16 protein-coding genes and 1 other RNA gene are annotated in these 15469 nt (G+C 63.0%); 10 read left to right on the plus strand and 7 right to left on the minus strand.

Annotated elements, in window-relative coordinates; genetic code table 11:
- The first annotated feature begins 23 nt into the window (after positions 1-23).
- From pheT to LAN37_02550, 8 genes are all read left to right on the plus strand, one after another.
- Positions 24-2048: a phenylalanine--tRNA ligase subunit beta gene (gene pheT, locus LAN37_02515; protein ID MBZ5646079.1), complete on the plus strand. Its 2025-nt coding sequence runs from the start codon at positions 24-26 to the stop codon at positions 2046-2048.
- Positions 2049-2065: 17 nt separating this feature from the next.
- A complete protein-coding gene (locus LAN37_02520) occupies positions 2066-2713 on the plus strand; it encodes a hypothetical protein (protein ID MBZ5646080.1) in 648 nt (215 codons plus the stop codon).
- A gap of 116 nt (positions 2714-2829) precedes the next feature.
- Entirely contained in the window at positions 2830-3126 is a 297-nt protein-coding gene (locus tag LAN37_02525; GenBank protein MBZ5646081.1) for a hypothetical protein, read from the plus strand.
- Between the two features lie 62 nt (positions 3127-3188).
- Entirely contained in the window at positions 3189-3515 is a 327-nt protein-coding gene (locus tag LAN37_02530) for a cell division protein ZapA (protein ID MBZ5646082.1), read from the plus strand.
- Between the two features lie 76 nt (positions 3516-3591).
- Positions 3592-3783: non-coding RNA, 6S RNA (ssrS, locus tag LAN37_02535), on the plus strand.
- Between the two features lie 104 nt (positions 3784-3887).
- Complete coding sequence (lgt, locus tag LAN37_02540) at positions 3888-4697, plus strand: prolipoprotein diacylglyceryl transferase (protein ID MBZ5646083.1); 810 nt, start codon at positions 3888-3890, stop codon at positions 4695-4697.
- Positions 4698-4782: 85 nt separating this feature from the next.
- The gene (locus LAN37_02545; GenBank protein MBZ5646084.1) at positions 4783-5760 is read left to right on the plus strand and encodes an RluA family pseudouridine synthase; all 978 of its coding nucleotides are present in this window, start codon (positions 4783-4785) and stop codon (positions 5758-5760) included.
- 115 nt (positions 5761-5875) lie between these two features.
- Positions 5876-6943 carry a VWA domain-containing protein gene (locus LAN37_02550; GenBank protein MBZ5646085.1) on the plus strand — a complete coding sequence of 356 codons (1068 nt, stop codon included), beginning with the start codon at positions 5876-5878 and terminating at the stop codon, positions 6941-6943.
- Positions 6944-7193: 250 nt separating this feature from the next.
- On the opposite strand, the gene LAN37_02555 is transcribed toward LAN37_02550, so the two are convergent.
- Positions 7194-8219 (minus strand): VWA domain-containing protein, encoded by a 1026-nt coding sequence (locus LAN37_02555; GenBank protein MBZ5646086.1) that lies wholly within the window; start codon positions 8217-8219, stop codon positions 7194-7196.
- Positions 8220-8322: 103 nt separating this feature from the next.
- Here LAN37_02555 and LAN37_02560 point away from each other — a divergent pair, with 103 nt between their 5' ends.
- Positions 8323-9564 (plus strand): VWA domain-containing protein, encoded by a 1242-nt coding sequence (locus tag LAN37_02560; protein MBZ5646087.1) that lies wholly within the window; start codon positions 8323-8325, stop codon positions 9562-9564.
- 162 nt (positions 9565-9726) lie between these two features.
- Entirely contained in the window at positions 9727-10311 is a 585-nt protein-coding gene (locus LAN37_02565; protein MBZ5646088.1) for a gliding-motility protein MglA, read from the plus strand.
- Positions 10312-10497: 186 nt separating this feature from the next.
- Here the strand turns inward: LAN37_02565 and LAN37_02570 are convergent, their stop codons facing one another.
- The 6 genes from LAN37_02570 to LAN37_02595 all read right to left on the minus strand — a co-directional run bounded on the left by LAN37_02570 (position 10498) and on the right by LAN37_02595 (position 15464).
- Positions 10498-11418: a DUF72 domain-containing protein gene (locus LAN37_02570; protein MBZ5646089.1), complete on the minus strand. Its 921-nt coding sequence runs from the start codon at positions 11416-11418 to the stop codon at positions 10498-10500.
- A gap of 61 nt (positions 11419-11479) precedes the next feature.
- The gene (locus LAN37_02575; protein ID MBZ5646090.1) at positions 11480-12265 is read right to left on the minus strand and encodes a CAP domain-containing protein; all 786 of its coding nucleotides are present in this window, start codon (positions 12263-12265) and stop codon (positions 11480-11482) included.
- Positions 12266-12351: 86 nt separating this feature from the next.
- A complete protein-coding gene (locus LAN37_02580; GenBank protein MBZ5646091.1) occupies positions 12352-13017 on the minus strand; it encodes a PspA/IM30 family protein in 666 nt (221 codons plus the stop codon).
- Positions 13018-13047: 30 nt separating this feature from the next.
- On the minus strand, positions 13048-13260 hold the full coding sequence (locus LAN37_02585; protein ID MBZ5646092.1) for a hypothetical protein: 213 nt from the start codon (positions 13258-13260) through the stop codon (positions 13048-13050).
- A gap of 51 nt (positions 13261-13311) precedes the next feature.
- The gene (locus LAN37_02590) at positions 13312-14766 is read right to left on the minus strand and encodes a flotillin family protein (GenBank protein MBZ5646093.1); all 1455 of its coding nucleotides are present in this window, start codon (positions 14764-14766) and stop codon (positions 13312-13314) included.
- A gap of 8 nt (positions 14767-14774) precedes the next feature.
- Positions 14775-15464: a hypothetical protein gene (locus LAN37_02595; protein ID MBZ5646094.1), complete on the minus strand. Its 690-nt coding sequence runs from the start codon at positions 15462-15464 to the stop codon at positions 14775-14777.
- Positions 15465-15469 lie beyond the last annotated feature (5 nt).

The raw sequence follows: 15469 nt of genomic DNA on the forward strand, positions 1-15469 counted from the left end.
TTCTCTGCGGTGGAACGGTTGTCGTGAAGATCTCGCCCAAATGGCTGCGCGAGTCCGTTGACCTGAAGAAGGTCGATCTGCGCACGCTTGCCACCGACCTCACGATGGCGGGAACGTCGGTGGAGTCGGTTTCGGGTGAGGGTGATGCGATCATCTTCGAAATGGAGATCACCACCAATCGCCCCGACTGCATGAACCACTATGGTGTGGCGCGGGAGTGCTCGGCCATCTACGACCTGGACCTGAAGCCGCTCGAGGCCAAGCTCCCGGCGGCGAAGGGCAGCGCGGAGTTCAAGATCGAGATCGAGGACCCGCAGGGCTGCGCGCGGTACACGGCGCGCGTGATCCGGAATGTCACGATCAAAGCTTCGCCGGCTCACATCCAGCGGCGGCTGGAATCCATGGACGCGCGGCCCATCAACAACGCCGCCGATGCCACCAACTACAACCTGATCGAGATGGGCCACCCCACGCACGCCTTCGACCTCGACCTGCTGGAGGGCGGCAAGATCGTGATCCGGCGGGCTCGCGACGGCGAATTCCTGAAAACGCTGGACGGGGTCGGCCGCACGCTGACCAAAGATGACGTGGTGATCGCCGACGCCAAGAAGGCGGTCGCGCTGGCCGGCGTGATGGGCGGCGCCGACACCATGATCACGGAGAAGACCAAAAACGTGCTGATCGAGTCAGCGTGGTTCGATCCGGCGTCGATCCGGGCGACCGCCAAGCGCCACGGCATGCACACCGACGCCTCGCACCGCTTCGAGCGCGGCGCCGACTGGGGCGCGACGCCGCTGGCCTGTTCGCTGGTGGCGCAGCACATCCTGGAGTGGGGCGGCGGCGAATTGGAGGGCGGCGAGATCGACGCAGCGGCGCGCAGCCTGGCGCGCCAGCCCATCCAGGAGGACCGCAGCGAGGTGCGCCGCATCCTCGGGCAGGACGTCCCCGACATCGAGCGCATCCTGAGCCGACTGGGATTCGGTGTGATGCCCGCGGGCGACGGCTTCGCGGTCACCATCCCCACCTGGCGGCTGGACGTGGAGCGCGAGATCGACGTCATCGAGGAGATCGCGCGCATCCACGGCTACGACAAATTTCCCAACACGCTGCCCTCGTTCTCCGGCGGGGTGATCGAGTTGCCCGAGGCGGCGCGCGACGGTGCTACTCGCACGGCGCTGCTTGCCCTTGGTTACAACGAAGCTCTTTCAGTCACATTCATCTCGCATGCGGACGCGAAGGCGTTCTCGCCGGCCAGCGCGGTCGAGCTGAAGAATCCGCTGAACGAAGAGATGTCGGTCATGCGGACATCGCTGGCGCCCAGCATGCTCAACATGCTGGCCTATAACCTCAACCACGGCAGCGATAATGTGCGCCTGTTCGAGGCCGGCTTTGTGTACGAGATGGCCAGCGGCAAGACCGAGGAGCGCAAGCAGATCTCCATGGGCGCAACCGGGATGGCCGAGCCGCCGAACGTGCATGAGAAGGCGCGTCCGTACTCCTTCTTCGACCTCAAGGGCGACGTGGAGACACTGCTGTCGGAGTTCCAGCACAACAATCTTTACTTCGACGCCGGCACGACCGACTACTACCATCCGGGGCGCTCGGCGCGTGCGGTGATGGACGGCGCCACCGTGGCGCGCTTTGGGCAGATCCATCCCGAGGTAGCCGCGGCACGCAAGATCAAGCAGGATGTGTTTCTGGCGGAGATCTATCTCGACCGGCTCTACGCGCACCCGCTGCGCGAGGCGCGCTACCAGCCGCTGTCGAAGTTTCCGGCTGTCGAACGCGATTTCTCCTTCCTGATGGACGACACGGTGAAGTGGGAGAATATCCGCGGCGCGGTCGAGGCGTTGAAGCTGGGCGACCTGCGCAGCTTCGCGCCGGCAGAGATCTTCCGCGGGGGCGCGGTGCCAGCGGGCAAGTATTCCATCCTGATGCGGGCGACCTTCCAGTCCACGGAGCGCACCCTGCGCGACGACGAGGTCGCGGCCTGGTCGCAGAAGATCATCAAGGTGCTGCAAGGTCAAGGCGGAACGCTGAGAGCGTAGGCGTCGGCAAGAAACTCATGTTCATCGGACATTTTGGCGTAGCGCTGGCGGCGAAGAAGTTCGCGCCGCGCACATCGCTCGGGACGCTGATTGTGGCCGCCGAATTTCTCGACGTGCTGTGGCCGGTGTTCCTGGTGGCCGGGGTGGAGCATGTACGTATTGCGCCGGGGATCACCAAGGTCAATCCGTTGGACTTCTACGATTACCCGGTCAGCCACAGCTTGGTCGCGACGTCGGGCTGGGCGGCGGTCTTCGCCTTACTCTATTTCGCGCTGCGAAAGTACAAAGCGGGAGCGCTGGTCTGCGGCGCGCTGGTGCTCAGCCATTGGTTCCTCGACGCGCTGGTGCACCGGCCGGACTTGCCGGTTGGGCCGCGCGGGCCGTACGTCGGGCTGGGATTGTGGAACTCGGTGGCGGCGAGCGTGGCGGCAGAGCTTGCACTTTTTGTGATCGGGCTGGCGCTCTATCTGGGCGTGAGCAAACCAATGGACGCAGCCGGAAGATGGGGATTCGGGTCGCTGTTCATCCTGTTGCTCGCCATCTGGGGCAACAGCCTCAACGGCACCCCGCCTCCGAATCTCAAGGTGCTGGAAATCATGACCTTTTCCCTGTGGCTCACTTTCGTGTGGGCATGGTGGGCGGACAAGCACCGAGTGATTGAGTAATCGGGTGCTTGGGCGATTGGTCGGGGAGCTTTGTCGGAGTTGTGGATTTCCCGAGTGGCCGGATGCGCTATACTTTCGCTGCGCCAGCCGAAAATCCCAGAGGAGTCCCCGAAAGTATGTCCGTCAAGGCGTTGCAGGAAGAAGCCCCACACGTCTCCGCCGATGATTTCCATGCCCTGGAAGAGAAGGTGTTCCGCACCATCGAACTGCTGAAGTCGGCGCGGGAGGCCAAGGCGGCGGTGGAGCGCGATGCGGACCGGTTGCGCCAGCAACTGGAAGACCGCGAGGAGCAGCTCGAAGCGCTGCGCAGCGAGGCCGTCGCTCTGCGCAAGGAGCGCGAAGAGGTACGTACCCGGGTAGAAAAGATGCTCCGCCAAATTGATGCATTGACGACGGACGATTCCGGGAGATAATCAGCCCAAAGCCAGCCGAAGAAAGACCGGAAGGGGGCGGGAAACGCCTGTCCGGGATCAGGGTGAAAGGAGATTCGGTGAGCACAAAGCCGAATGGCGACGCAATCCGAGTTGAGATCTACGACCAACCCTACAACCTGCGCGGTTCCGATCAGGAATACATCTTCAAGCTCGCCGAGTACGTGGACGGGAAGATGCGCGCGGTGGCGGGACAGACGCAGACCGTGGACTCCCTGAGGCTGGCGGTCCTGGCGGCGCTGAATATCGCCGACGAATATCACATCCTGAAGCGCAAGTACGACGCCATCGCCAGCGAGTTCAACCAGCGGGCGCACAACCTGACCGACGCCCTGGACGAGGTCTTGCAGGACGGACGGCGGGCCGGCTAGTAGCACCTTGATTGCCAAGTTTTTACGCTGGGGCTCTTGCCAGCGGCCTGGGTTCTTCTCTAGCATCCAGGGTGAGGCCGGCCTGCAAAGTTTGTGTTTGCGGAAGCCGTTTTTTTGAACCAACACTTGGTGAACTGGGGGCTCGACTCGTAAAACGGTCCGGTGTGCGAAGCTCCGCCAGACGGAGATGCCTAAAGGATCGCGGCGGGTTCCCACCGTCGTAGACGGGTTCATCAAACGGTGACGCACACGGCCAAGCGGGTCGGCTGTTTGTGCGTACTCGGTACTCAGTGCTCAGTGAGGTTTCGGAAAACCGTAACAGAACTTCCCGCCTGGAACTTCAAACCAAGCGCTCTCATCTAAACTAGAGAAGTGTTTCCCCAGCTTTTTCATTACGGACGGTTCAGCCTGGCGACGTACGGGGTAATGGCGGCCCTGGGGCTGATCGTCGGCCTCGTGGTCATCGTGCATTGCGCCAAGCGCCGCGGCTTCGATCCGGACAAGACGTGGAACCTGGGGATCCTGGCCATCCTGTCGGCGATCGTCGGGGCCAAAGTGCTGCTGATCGTGATGGACTGGGGATACTACGCGGCGAATCCGCGGGAGATCTTCAGCCTGGGGACGCTGCAAGCCGGCGGGGTGTTCCAGGGCGGGCTGGTGGCGGCCATCGTGATGTCGTACTGGTACATCCGGCGGAACCACCTGCCGGTGCTGGCGACCTGCGACGTGTTCGCGCCCGGCATCGCGCTGGGACACGGCATCGGGCGCCTGGGGTGCTTTGCCGCGGGCTGCTGCTACGGCAAGCCGACCGACCTGCCCTGGGGCGTGACCTTCACCAATCCGCTGGCGAAGCTCATCTCGGAAACACCGCTGGGCATTCCTCTGCATCCCACGCAGATCTACGAAATGATGGTGGAGTTCGTGAATTTTTCCATCCTGATGTGGCTGCTGGGGCACAAGAAATTCGACGGGCAGGTGATCGGCGCGTACCTGTTCCTGTACGGACTGGCGCGCTACTTCCTGGAGTTCCTGCGCGACGATCCGGGGCGGGGCAGCGTCTTCGGCGGAATGATGACAGGGACGCAGCTCATCGCCATCCTGCTGGTGATCGCGGGGGGAGTGATATGGATGGTGCGCAAGCAGCCGGAAGCGAAGGCGGCGGTAGCAGCGTCGAGCAATTAGCTATTAGCGTTTGGCCAGTGAAGTTCGTCGTAACTGGATAAACGCTAATCGCTAATCGCCAACCGCTCTTCTAGAATCCTACCGAATGTCCCAGTCGACAAAATCCTTCACGACTACCTCCGAAGAGGCAGGCAAGCGCCTTGACCAGTTTCTGGTGGCGCAGTTGCCGGAGGTCAGCCGGGCGCGGGTGCAGCAGCTCATCGAACAGGACAAGGTGCGGGTGGAGGGCAGAGCGGCCAAGGCATCATTGCGCTTGCGCGGCGGGGAGCGCATCGAGGTGTTGGGCGAGGCCCAGGCGCCGCCGCTGCGCGCCCTCGCGGAAGATATCCCGCTCGACATCGTGTACGAGGACGAGTCGCTGGCGATCGTCAACAAACCGGCGGGGATGATGGTGCATGCGGGTTCGGGAGCGACGGAAGACGCACGCAACCGCGGCACGCTGGTCAATGCGCTGCTGCACCATTTCGGTAGCCTGAGCGGGGTGGGCGGCGCATTGCGGCCGGGGATCGTGCACCGGCTGGACAAAGCCACCAGCGGGCTGATGGTGGTGGCCAAGGACGATGTCGCGCACCGCAAGCTGGGGAAGCAGTTCGCCGGGCGCACGGTGAAGAAGACGTATATCGCGCTGGTGCATGGCTGGCCCAAGCAGGACAGGGGGACGATCGAGAGCGCCATCAGCCGCGACCGGGTGAGGCGCACGCGCATGACCACCCGACGAAGCGGCGGGCGCGAGGCTGTGTCGCACTACAAGGTCCTCCGCAAGATGCAGAGCGGCTACGGGAAGTTTGCGCTGCTGGAGGTGAAGATCGACACCGGGCGGACGCACCAGATCCGGGTGCACATGGCGTCGATCGGGCATCCGGTGGTGGGGGACACACTGTATGGAGCTCCACGGGAGATGCGTGACATCAAGAAAAAGCTACCCGCCATAAGCCTGGGAAGAAACTTCCTGCACGCCGGCGCCATCGAATTCGCGCATCCCAAGACAGGTGCACCAGTCGCCTTTTCCCGGCCCTTGCCGCCGGAGTTGGAGGAATTTCTGGTCAAAATAGAGACCGTATAGGCGTCGGGACCGGTGTCCCTCCGCTGCACTGAATCTATGCTGCGCGCATCGCGAAGGTCCTTCGGTCGTGCCTACGCCACTCCCTCAGGATGACAAATCACTATGGCAAAGATGGATGACAAAAGTGGAGCGGTTACGAAAGGTCTGTGCCGAGCTTCACGGTCAAGGGCATAACGTAAGCAGCTATAATGAAAAATATCCGATGAAGAAGCCGCATCCGCTCCTCTTAGTCGTCCTGCTAGTGGTCCTAGCCGCGCCCGTATGGGCGCAAGCGCCTGGCACCGCGAAACAACCGCCGGCGACGGCCCAGCAAGCTGCGGCGGAACCCAGCGTCGAAGACTCCGATCTCACCATCCGCAAAAAGGTGGAAGAGGTCAACGTCATCTTCACGGTGACGGACAAGCGCGGCAAGTTCATCAAGGACCTGAAGCAGCAGGATTTCCGCTTCCTCGACGACAAGAGGCCTCCGGAAGCGATAAAGGACTTCCACAGTGAGACCGACTTGCCGCTGCGGGTGGGACTGCTGATCGATTCCAGCAATTCCATCGCAATGCGATTCCGCTTCGAGCAGGAAGCAGCGGTGGAGTTCCTGAACCAGATCGTGAGGCCGAGGTCGGACCTGGCGTTCGTGATCGGGTTCGATACGTCGGCCGAGGTGACGCAGGACTTCACCGACGACGTGGAGAAACTCTCGAAGGGAATCCGCATGCTGCGGCCCGGCGGAGGAACCGCGCTGTACGACGCGGTCTATTACGCGTGCCGGGACAAGCTGGCGAAGGCGCCAGCCAATGGCCCGGTGCGAAGGGCCATCATCCTGCTCAGCGACGGCGACGACAACCAGAGCCGGGTGACGCGCGAGGAAACCATCGACATGGCGCAGCGCGCGGAGGTGATCATCTACGCCATCAGCACCAACACCGCCGACATGAAGGGCCTGCCGGGAGACAAAGTGCTGGAGCGGATGTCGGAGGCGACCGGGGGGCGGGCGTTCTTCCCCTTCAAGATCCAAGACGTCTCCAACGCCTTTACCGAGATCCAGGAAGAGCTGCGCAGCCAGTACCAGGTGGCGTACAAGCCGGCGCAGTTGCTGCCCAACGGAAAGTTTCGCAGCATCGAGATCCTGGCCGCGGACAAGAAGTACAAGGTGAGGGCAAGGAAGGGATATTTCGCGCCGAGGCAGTAGTACCCAGTACTCGGTACTCAGTACTCAGTACTCAGTTGAAGAAGAGCCCCTGGGAAACCGGGGGCTTTTTCTTGCTGGCAGATCAAGATCTCAACACAAAGGACACGAAGGAAAACACGAAGGATACAAAGAACGGGAATAGGGGTCCTTCGACTCGGCGCGAAGCGCGCCTCGCTCAGGATGACACCAGATCACGAAAGCTGGCGGCCTCGCTCAAGGATGACACCAACCGCGATCCGGTCCCTGCGGACTAACGGGTGGGAGCGTAGTAACCCTTACGGGTCTGGATGTGGTAGCCCTGCTTGCTGCGAATCTCGACGCGGCGGAAGGCGCCGTCGTGGGCGGCATTGCTGGGGGTGTAGCCGAGGCTGTACTGGCTGCGGAGCTCGGCGGCGATCTGGTCAAACGCTTCCTTCACTTTCTGGTACTTGTTGCCGACTTCGATGAGGCGACCGCCGGTCTGCTCCGCCACCTGCTTCATGTCGCGATCGCCGGAATATCCCAACATGCCGTAGTAGAAACCGCGGTCGGCGATGAGCAGGACGTAGACGATAGTGTCGGCTTTCTGCGCCGCTTCGACCGCGCGCTTGAGGGTCATCATGCTGCCCTGGTCCTCGCCGTCGGTGAGTATGATCATGGCCTTGCGGCCGACTTCGTTCTTAAGCTTCTCATCCGCCGCGAGGAAGATGGCGTCATAGAGCAGCGTCCCCTTGGGCGTGCCGTGCTGCGGAACTGGCCCGCCGCCGACGCCGGGAATGCCGGTGGCCTGCGGACTGCCGGAGTTGATCTTTACCCGGTAGAGGGCGTCTCGCAGGTCGCGGGACGAGTTGGTAAAGTCCTGCTGGAGCTCGACGTTCACGTCAAAGTTGATGACGAACGCGAGGTCCTTCGGGTTGAGAACTTCGCGGAGAAAAGCGGCGCCAACCTCCTGTTCCATGGGGAGAACGCGCATCTGGCTGGCGCTGGTGTCAATCAGGATGCCGAGGGTCAGGGGCTGGTTGGTCTCGGCGGAGAAGTACTTGATGGCTTCCGTCTTGCCGTCCTCGAAGACTTCGAAGTCGCCCTTGGCCAGGTTGGGGATGAGCCCACCCTTCTTGTCCTTGACGTTGAAGAAGAGGTTGACGACATTGACGGTGGCACGAAAGGTCGGAAGCTCTTCCTGCTGATCCTTGCTCTGGTCTTTGGGCGCTTCCTGCGCCCATGCAGAAAAAGCTCCGCACAGGAGCAGGCAAAGGAACAGCGAGACACCACGCCGCGCACGATGGCCGATGGGCATACTTTTCAGCGCCTTTTTGCTAGTCTAGACTATCTTATGATGCAGGAATTCCCCACATCGTTACTGTAAACGAAGTACGGGGCAAAACTTCGAAAAGGCACTCATGATGCGATTCTCCCGCGCGGTGGCCGGTGTGGTGATGCTGGCGGCTAGCCTGGCCCTGGGCCAGCAGGAACACCCCGATGCGCCGTCGGCGGCGAAGCAGCAGGCGGGGCAGAGCGGCAGCCAATTGCCGGACACGCCGCAGCCGCAGCAGCAACCGACGTTTCCCAAGCCGGGACAAGCCCCGCCCGCAGAACCGGCTCCACGCACCAGCGCTCCGCCGTCGAACATCATGCCGGCAGTCCCCCACGCGCCGAACTCGGGCGTGGACTCGCGCGACGAGATGTTCAAAATCATCATTAACGTCAGCCAGGTCTTCCTCCCGGTTACTGTGCGGGACGACAACGGGCACCTGGTGGAGGGGCTGTTGCGGAGGGATTTCAGCGTCTTTGAGGACGGAGTAGAGCAGAACATCAACTTCTTCACCAGCGATCCCTTCCCGCTGAGCGCTGCGGTGGTGCTGGACCTGAACCTCTCCGACGGCGAAATGAGGAAGATCAACGAGACGCTGGGAGCGCTGGTGGGCGCGTTCAGCGAATTCGACGAGGTCGGGTTCTACACCTACGGGAGTTCGGTGAAGAGGGAGCTGGACTTCAGCGCCATGACCGACCGATTCGCGACAGCGCTGCGGCGCATCAAGCCGAAGGGCCAGACCGGCGGAGTCCCGGTAACTTCGGGGCCGATGGCGGGCGGCCCTTCGATCAACGGGCGGCCCGTGGACCCGGGAGCGCCGATGGTCAATTACCCCGGGCGGGAGTCGGCGGTGCTCAACGACGCCATCCTGCTGGCGGCCCGCGACCTTTCCAAGCGAGAGCGCGCGCGGCGCAAGATCATCTTCGTGATCAGCGACGGCAAGGAGTGGGGCAGCCATGCCGGCTACGACGAGGTCCGCAAGGTCTTGCTCTCCAGCGAGATCGCGGTGTACGGCGTGGCGGTGGAGGAGGGGGCGCTGCCGGTGTATCGAACTGCGCAAAAGGTCCACATTCCCGGCGGGGCGTACGGCAACATCCTCGACAGGTACGTGAAAGACACGGGCGGCGAGGTGTTTGCGGAGATGGACCGGAGCGCGATCGAAGCGGCGTATGCGCGGGTGACGGGAACGGCGCGCAACCAGTACACGATCGGGTACAAGGCGAAAGTCACGGTGTCCGGGACCTACCGGAACATCGAGGTCGTCATCCATCGCGGCGGCTTGAACGTGAAGGCCAAACCGGGATACTTCCCGCTGCCGCCGGGCAGCTGAAATCATGCGGCTTCGCGCGAACGGTAACCCTCGGAGGGCAGAAAACTGGGCCGCAGCCCCGAGGCGATGTGGTATAAGAACCGAGCAGCACGGACAAGCTGGACAATCAAGCGCGCGCGCTGAGGTGTGCTGCGGCCGTGCGCGCCGACTGAGGCAAGGGCCTTGAGTTTCATCAACTTCGCTGCTCGCGAGATCAACTGCAAAATCGTCTATTACGGACCCGGCTTGGGCGGGAAGACGACCAATCTCCAGGTCGTGTTCGACAAGACCGCCGACAAGCAGAAGGGCAAGATGATCTCGCTGGCCACGGAAACCGACCGCACGCTGTTCTTCGATTTCCTGCCGCTGGACCTGGGCACGGTGCGCGGATTCAAGACTCGCTTCCACCTGTACACCGTCCCCGGACAGGTGTTCTACGACGCCAGCCGAAAGCTGATCCTGCGCGGGGTGGATGGGGTGGTGTTCGTGGCCGACTCGCAGGAAGAGCGCATGGACGCCAACGTTGAAGCGCTGGAGAACCTCCACGACAACCTGAAGGAACACGGATACGACTTCAACAAGATCCCCTACGTGCTCCAGCTGAATAAGCGCGACCTGCCCAACGTGCTTTCGGTGGATGCATTGAAGAAGGATCTGACAAAAAAAGGCGAGCCGGTGTTCGAAGCGGTGGCGTTCCAGGGTGTGGGAGTGTTCGAGACGCTGAAGGAAGTGGCGCGGCAGGTGCTGATCGAGCTGAAGAAGGGCTAGTTCCAGGTTTCGAGTTTCAAGCCGGCGCGGCGAGAGCTGCGCCAATCGTGTTTTTGGGAGCAACGTCGGAAGCACGGAGGAAGGCGAACTGCAAGTTAGATCGCAGAAGTCAGATTGCAGAAGTCCGAGAGGAGTCCACTTCTGCAATGTTCGTATTTACTTCTTCGCTGCTGTTTCTTCGACCCCTCAGCCGCGAAGGGCGAAATCGCCGGCGGAGCGGTCTACGATCTGCTTGAGCTGGGGATAGTGGTGGACCAGGGGATCCGGCGCGCGGACCTTTTCGCCGGTGAGCATGTGGCGCAATTGCAGGCTGTTCACCGCGGCCTTGCCTTCGAAATGATTGTTGGCCACAACGAAGGTGACCTCGGCTTTCTTCGCGATGTTCTCCACCTTGGTCTTCCAGCGGGCAAGCTCGGCCTCCGAATAAAGGTAGTTGTAGCGGTCGTGCGGATGCTCGTGCTCGAACCACTGGTCGTAGTTGCGGCCGTGGAGGCGCACATAGGCGATGCGCGAGGTGACGTGCTCGGTGGGGCGCAGCGACTGTCCGAGCGCGGGCTGGTCGATGTTGCAGAAGCTGACGCCCTTCTCCATGAAGTAGCGGATGATGCCCTCGTTGTTCCAGCTGGCGTGGCGGACCTCGACGGCCAGCGGATAGTCGGGGAAGCGGCGGATCAGGGACTCCAGGTAGTCGCGGTTCTCCAGCGTGTTGCGAAAGGAGATGGGAAACTGAGCGAGCACGGCGCCGAGCTTGCCCTCGGCGGCGATGACGTCAAAGCCCTCGCGCACCTGGCGTTCGTCTTCGCCGGTGGGGTCGAGTGTGGCGGCGGAGGTGGGCTGCACCACGCCGCCCGGCGCGTGGGTGAACGACTTGTAGAGTTTGGCCGTAAAACGAAAATCCGGGTTCACCGACCCGACCTTGTGGCACCACAGCTTGGCGTGCTCCGGCTTGATGGGCCCGTAGAACGAGGTGTTGATCTCGATGAGGTCGAAGAATTGGGCGAGATACTCGGCGGGATGTTGCGAGCGCTGGAGGCCCGGCGGGTACACGATGCCGTCCCAGTCCTTGTAGGCCCAGCCGGCGGGGCCGATGAGAACTCTGCCGTCCATCAGGGCGAGGGTAGCACAGGAGGAATCGGGCCATCGGGTGATCGGAACATCAGAAGCAAGATCAGTAGAAGGCAACCACGACCCAGTTCGTGCCTTCGGGATATCTGTCGGTCTTGCCGAAGCAGGAGCCGACCGCGAAGGAGGGCGCGGCAGGCGCGGCCCGGGCCAGGGCGTGGGGGAGCTCTTGCGGCTCCGCGGCGGTGAAGGTGAAGACGGCGCGCACGTGGCTGAGCTTGGAGACGAGGGCAGAAGCCTCCATATGTCCGTCGCGGGCCATGCCGCAGGCGGCCGCGTGGACGTCGGGGGCGTTCACGAGTCGGATGCCGCCAAGGCCAGCCTGGGCGCGAGCGCGGATGAATTGGGTGGCGACGATGGTCTCGACCTCCTTGTCGCTGTAGGCGGCGAGACGGTGGGCGAAGTCCTGCACCGCATACAGGGTGCGCCCGCGGCGGACAACGGCGATGCCGACGGCGTTGTAATTCGGGTTGAGAAGGTTGCGGCGATGTCCGGCGGATTCCGTCCAGCCGTTGTGAATCTCTTCGGGCGTCTCAGCGGAACCGATGTTCTCGGCGGAGGCGTCGTTACGCAGGCCGGTGTCGATGATGCGCTGGCGCGGTGACGGCTCGCCGGGGAACTGGTGGGAAAGCTGTTTCCGGTTTGCCATCTCCTGCGCATGCTGCGCGCCGGCCGCAGCCAGCTTGTCGTCCCATTGCAGTTCGGGAACGCCGGCCTTCGAGCGCTCGTGGTTGAGACGGTCAAAGAGATGGCGCGCGGCCTCTTCGTCCAGTTGGGCGAAGGCGCCGCAGGAGAGCACTAGAAGGAACAGGACGATCGAGCGTCTCACCATGAGTGGGATGCGTAACCCCGCAGAACCATCGTACCCGATGGATTGTGCGAAGGCGCAGGCCGGGCGGAGACGCCCGGCCTACGCAGCTACGCCGTCTTGCCGCGGCGAGACTTGACCTCGGCCAGCAGCTTGTCAATCTCGTCCTCGCGCTCCAGCTTGGAGAGGCGCGCCTCGATGTCGTCGCCCAGCAGCTCGTGCTTGGCCTGGCTGATGGCTTCGTTGCGCGCCACCTTGGTCTTCATGCGGTCGAAGGCTGCAACGTTGGAACCGTCGCCCATGGCGGCCTGGGCGTCGGCAGCGCGTGTGGCGGCGCGGGCGCGGCGCTGCTTGGAGATCAGCAGCTCGCTCTTCGACTCCGCCTCGGCCATCTTCTGCTCCAGCTTGTTGAGCGCCGACTTCAGGCTCTCGACCTGCGCGTGCTGGTCGGCGATCTGTTCGGTGAAACTGTCGGCCATCTGGGAGCAGCTCTTGTGGCGCTCGAGAGCGGCGCGCGCCAGGTCGTCCTGCTTCTTGTCCACCGCCAGCTCGGCCTTGCGCATCCACTCGACCGCCTTCTCCTGCTGCTCTTTCTGGCGCTTCTCCAGAAGATGCTGGTCGGCGATGGAGATGGCCACCTGCGTCTTCACCTGGAGAAGCTGGTTCTGCATGTCGAGGATAACCTGCTTGATCATCTTCTCCGGGTCCTCTGCCTTGTCGATCAGGTCGTTGAGGTTGGCCCGGACCAGGGTTGCGACTCGCTCCAGTAATGCCATGATGACTACTCCTTCCTCAGCCTCTAGCTGCTAGCTCTTAGCTCCTAGCTTTTCGTGATCGGCTCGCGGATCTTTTCCGTCTGAATCCCTGACCAGGTTGTTCATCGCGGCGGCCAGCACCAGGCCGACAACCGCGCCAGCCGCCAGCCACATGGCGATGGACGCGCTGGTCAGGGCAAACGCGGCGCCAGCCCCGATCACTACCGCTGCCGCCACACTCGCGTGTTTGTGATTGCGTTGCATCTCTTCACTCCCGAAGCGGGCGGCCGAGGTCGGCCGCCGTACGGAATCGCGCTACTTCCCTGCACCCTTGGCCGGGGCTGACGCCGTGTCGTCGCCCGGCTTGGGGGCCTTGTCTCCGATCAGACGGATCTTCGACATCAGGTCCGTCATCTTCATGCCGCTCAGCGCCTCGAATAGCGCGGGCACCTGCGCGGCCATCTGGGTCACGTCGCCGGTGATCTTGTGCACGCCGGCGCTGGAACCGTTGCCGGTGGAGACGATCGTGATCTTGTCCACCTTCGACAGCGGCTCCGACAGCGCGCGCACCACTTCGGGCAGGCTGGAGAAAAGCTTGTCCACGACCGCGGCCTGGTTGTACTCCTGGAAAGCGGCGGCCTTGACGTTCATGGCGCGAGCTTCGGCATCCCCCTTCTTGAAGATGATGTCGGCTTCCGCTTCGCCCTGCTGCCGGATGGACGACGCCTTGCCTTCTGCCTCGGTCGTCAGGCGCATGCGCTCGGCTTCGGCGAGGGTGGAGATGCGCTGCTTCTCGATCTCCGCCTGCTTGAGCACGGTGGCGATGAGCTCTTTCTCGACGCGCAGGATCTCGGCCTCCTGCACCTTGACCTGCTGCTCCTTCTCGATCTGCTGCACCTTCACCTGCTCGGCGGTGAGTTGCTGCTGCATGATCTGGGTCTGGATCTCGTAGGACTTGTCGGCCTGGGCCTGCTGGCGCTTGGTGGTTTCCAGGTACTGGGCTTTCTTGACCTCCAGGTCGCGGGTGGATTCGGCCTGTTTGGCTTGCGACAGGGTCTCGGCCAACACGCGCTCCTGGTCGGCCTGGGCGCGGGCGACCGCGGCTTCGCGCTGCGCCACCGCGCGCTTGATGGCAGTGTCGCGCTCGGCTTCGGCCGTGGCCACGTCGGCGTCGCGCTTGATGCGGGCGACGTCCGGCCGGCCCATGTTGGCGATGTAATCGTTCTTGTCCTTCACCTCCTTGATGGTGAATGAGACCACCGCCAGGCCCATCTTGTTCATGTCGTCGGCGCAGGTGGAACGCATGCGGTCGGCGACCATCTCCGGCTGCTTCACGATCTCTTCCACCGTGAGCTGGCCGATGATGCCGCGCAGGTGGCCTTCCATCACCAGGCGGATCAGCCCTTCCCGCTGCGGCGGGGTCTTGGTCAGGAACTGCTCGGCGGCAGTGCGGATGGACTCAGGATCCGATTTCACCTTGATCTGGGCCACCGCTTCGACCATCACTGCGACGCCCTGCTTGGTGTAGAGGTCCTGCTGGGGGGCGACGTCGAACGACATCAGCTCCAGCGAAAGGTCCTGCCCGGTTTCGACCAAGGGCCAGACGATCGTGCCGCCGCCCTTGACGATGCGTGTGCCGCGGAAGCCGGTGACCACCAGCGCGCGATTCGGCCCCACGATACGGTACAGCCGCGTCAGAACGGTCATCAGGAAGATCACCACCGCTACTGCCAGGCCGGAGATGACCCACACATTGAGTAAACCCTGCATAACGCCTCCTAGAAATCAGAACTCGACTTACTTTTCGCTTCTGTATCCGTGACCCCAGCGTCCTGCGCCATCTCGTCCCAGCGGCGCACGGACGCGATCCCTTTGGAGTAACCCGTGATCACAACCTCAGTGCCCTTCTCGATCGCGTTGCCGTCCTCGCTGCGGGCGCCGCAAGTCTGGCGGGTGCCCTCCAGCGAATACACGATCTCTCCGGTGCCTCCGGCGCGGATGCCGCTGGTGACGTTGGCCAGCAGCCCGATGACGTCGTAGTCGGAATCGTGCAAGGTGTAATCGCCGCGCATCAGCACCTTGGCCAGAAACAGGAACACGACCATCGCGCCGGTGACGCCCGACAGCAGCGACAGGCCCAGGGCCATCACCGCCCAGACGTGCCAGACGGTGGTGAGCAGATATCCCGCGCCACCGAACCAGGCGAGGAAGGCCATCATGCTGGAGAAGTTGAAGGGCGATATTCCGCCGGATTCGGCGTGTAGGCCGGCGCCGGCGGGCCCCGCGCCACCGTCCATGTGGATGTGGGGCAGGTGCAGGTGCCCGTGGTCGAGGTGGGGCAGGTGGATGTGGATGTGGTGGTGTCCCAACCCGGGCAGGTGCAGGTTCAGCGCTCCCGCCAGGAACGACAGCAGGCTGAGCGTGAAACCGACGATGAAACAGATGAGATAAAAGTTCGACCACGTCATGGCCA

It is taken from the genome of Terriglobia bacterium, assembly GCA_020073495.1.
Lineage (GTDB): Bacteria > Acidobacteriota > Terriglobia > Terriglobales > Acidobacteriaceae > JAIQFD01.

Coding starts and splice junctions, on each gene's coding strand:
- LAN37_02520 (MBZ5646080.1), top strand. CDS start 2,066: ATGTTCATCGGACATTTTGGCGTAGCGCTGGCGGCGAAGAAGTTCGCG.
- LAN37_02525 (MBZ5646081.1), top strand. CDS start 2,830: ATGTCCGTCAAGGCGTTGCAGGAAGAAGCCCCACACGTCTCCGCCGAT.
- LAN37_02545 (MBZ5646084.1), top strand. CDS start 4,783: ATGTCCCAGTCGACAAAATCCTTCACGACTACCTCCGAAGAGGCAGGC.
- LAN37_02550 (MBZ5646085.1), top strand. CDS start 5,876: ATGACAAAAGTGGAGCGGTTACGAAAGGTCTGTGCCGAGCTTCACGGT.
- LAN37_02555 (MBZ5646086.1), bottom strand. CDS start 8,219: ATGCCCATCGGCCATCGTGCGCGGCGTGGTGTCTCGCTGTTCCTTTGC.
- LAN37_02560 (MBZ5646087.1), top strand. CDS start 8,323: ATGATGCGATTCTCCCGCGCGGTGGCCGGTGTGGTGATGCTGGCGGCT.
- LAN37_02570 (MBZ5646089.1), bottom strand. CDS start 11,418: ATGGACGGCAGAGTTCTCATCGGCCCCGCCGGCTGGGCCTACAAGGAC.
- LAN37_02575 (MBZ5646090.1), bottom strand. CDS start 12,265: ATGGTGAGACGCTCGATCGTCCTGTTCCTTCTAGTGCTCTCCTGCGGC.
- LAN37_02580 (MBZ5646091.1), bottom strand. CDS start 13,017: ATGGCATTACTGGAGCGAGTCGCAACCCTGGTCCGGGCCAACCTCAAC.
- LAN37_02585 (MBZ5646092.1), bottom strand. CDS start 13,260: ATGCAACGCAATCACAAACACGCGAGTGTGGCGGCAGCGGTAGTGATC.
- LAN37_02590 (MBZ5646093.1), bottom strand. CDS start 14,766: ATGCAGGGTTTACTCAATGTGTGGGTCATCTCCGGCCTGGCAGTAGCG.
- LAN37_02595 (MBZ5646094.1), bottom strand. CDS start 15,464: ATGACGTGGTCGAACTTTTATCTCATCTGTTTCATCGTCGGTTTCACG.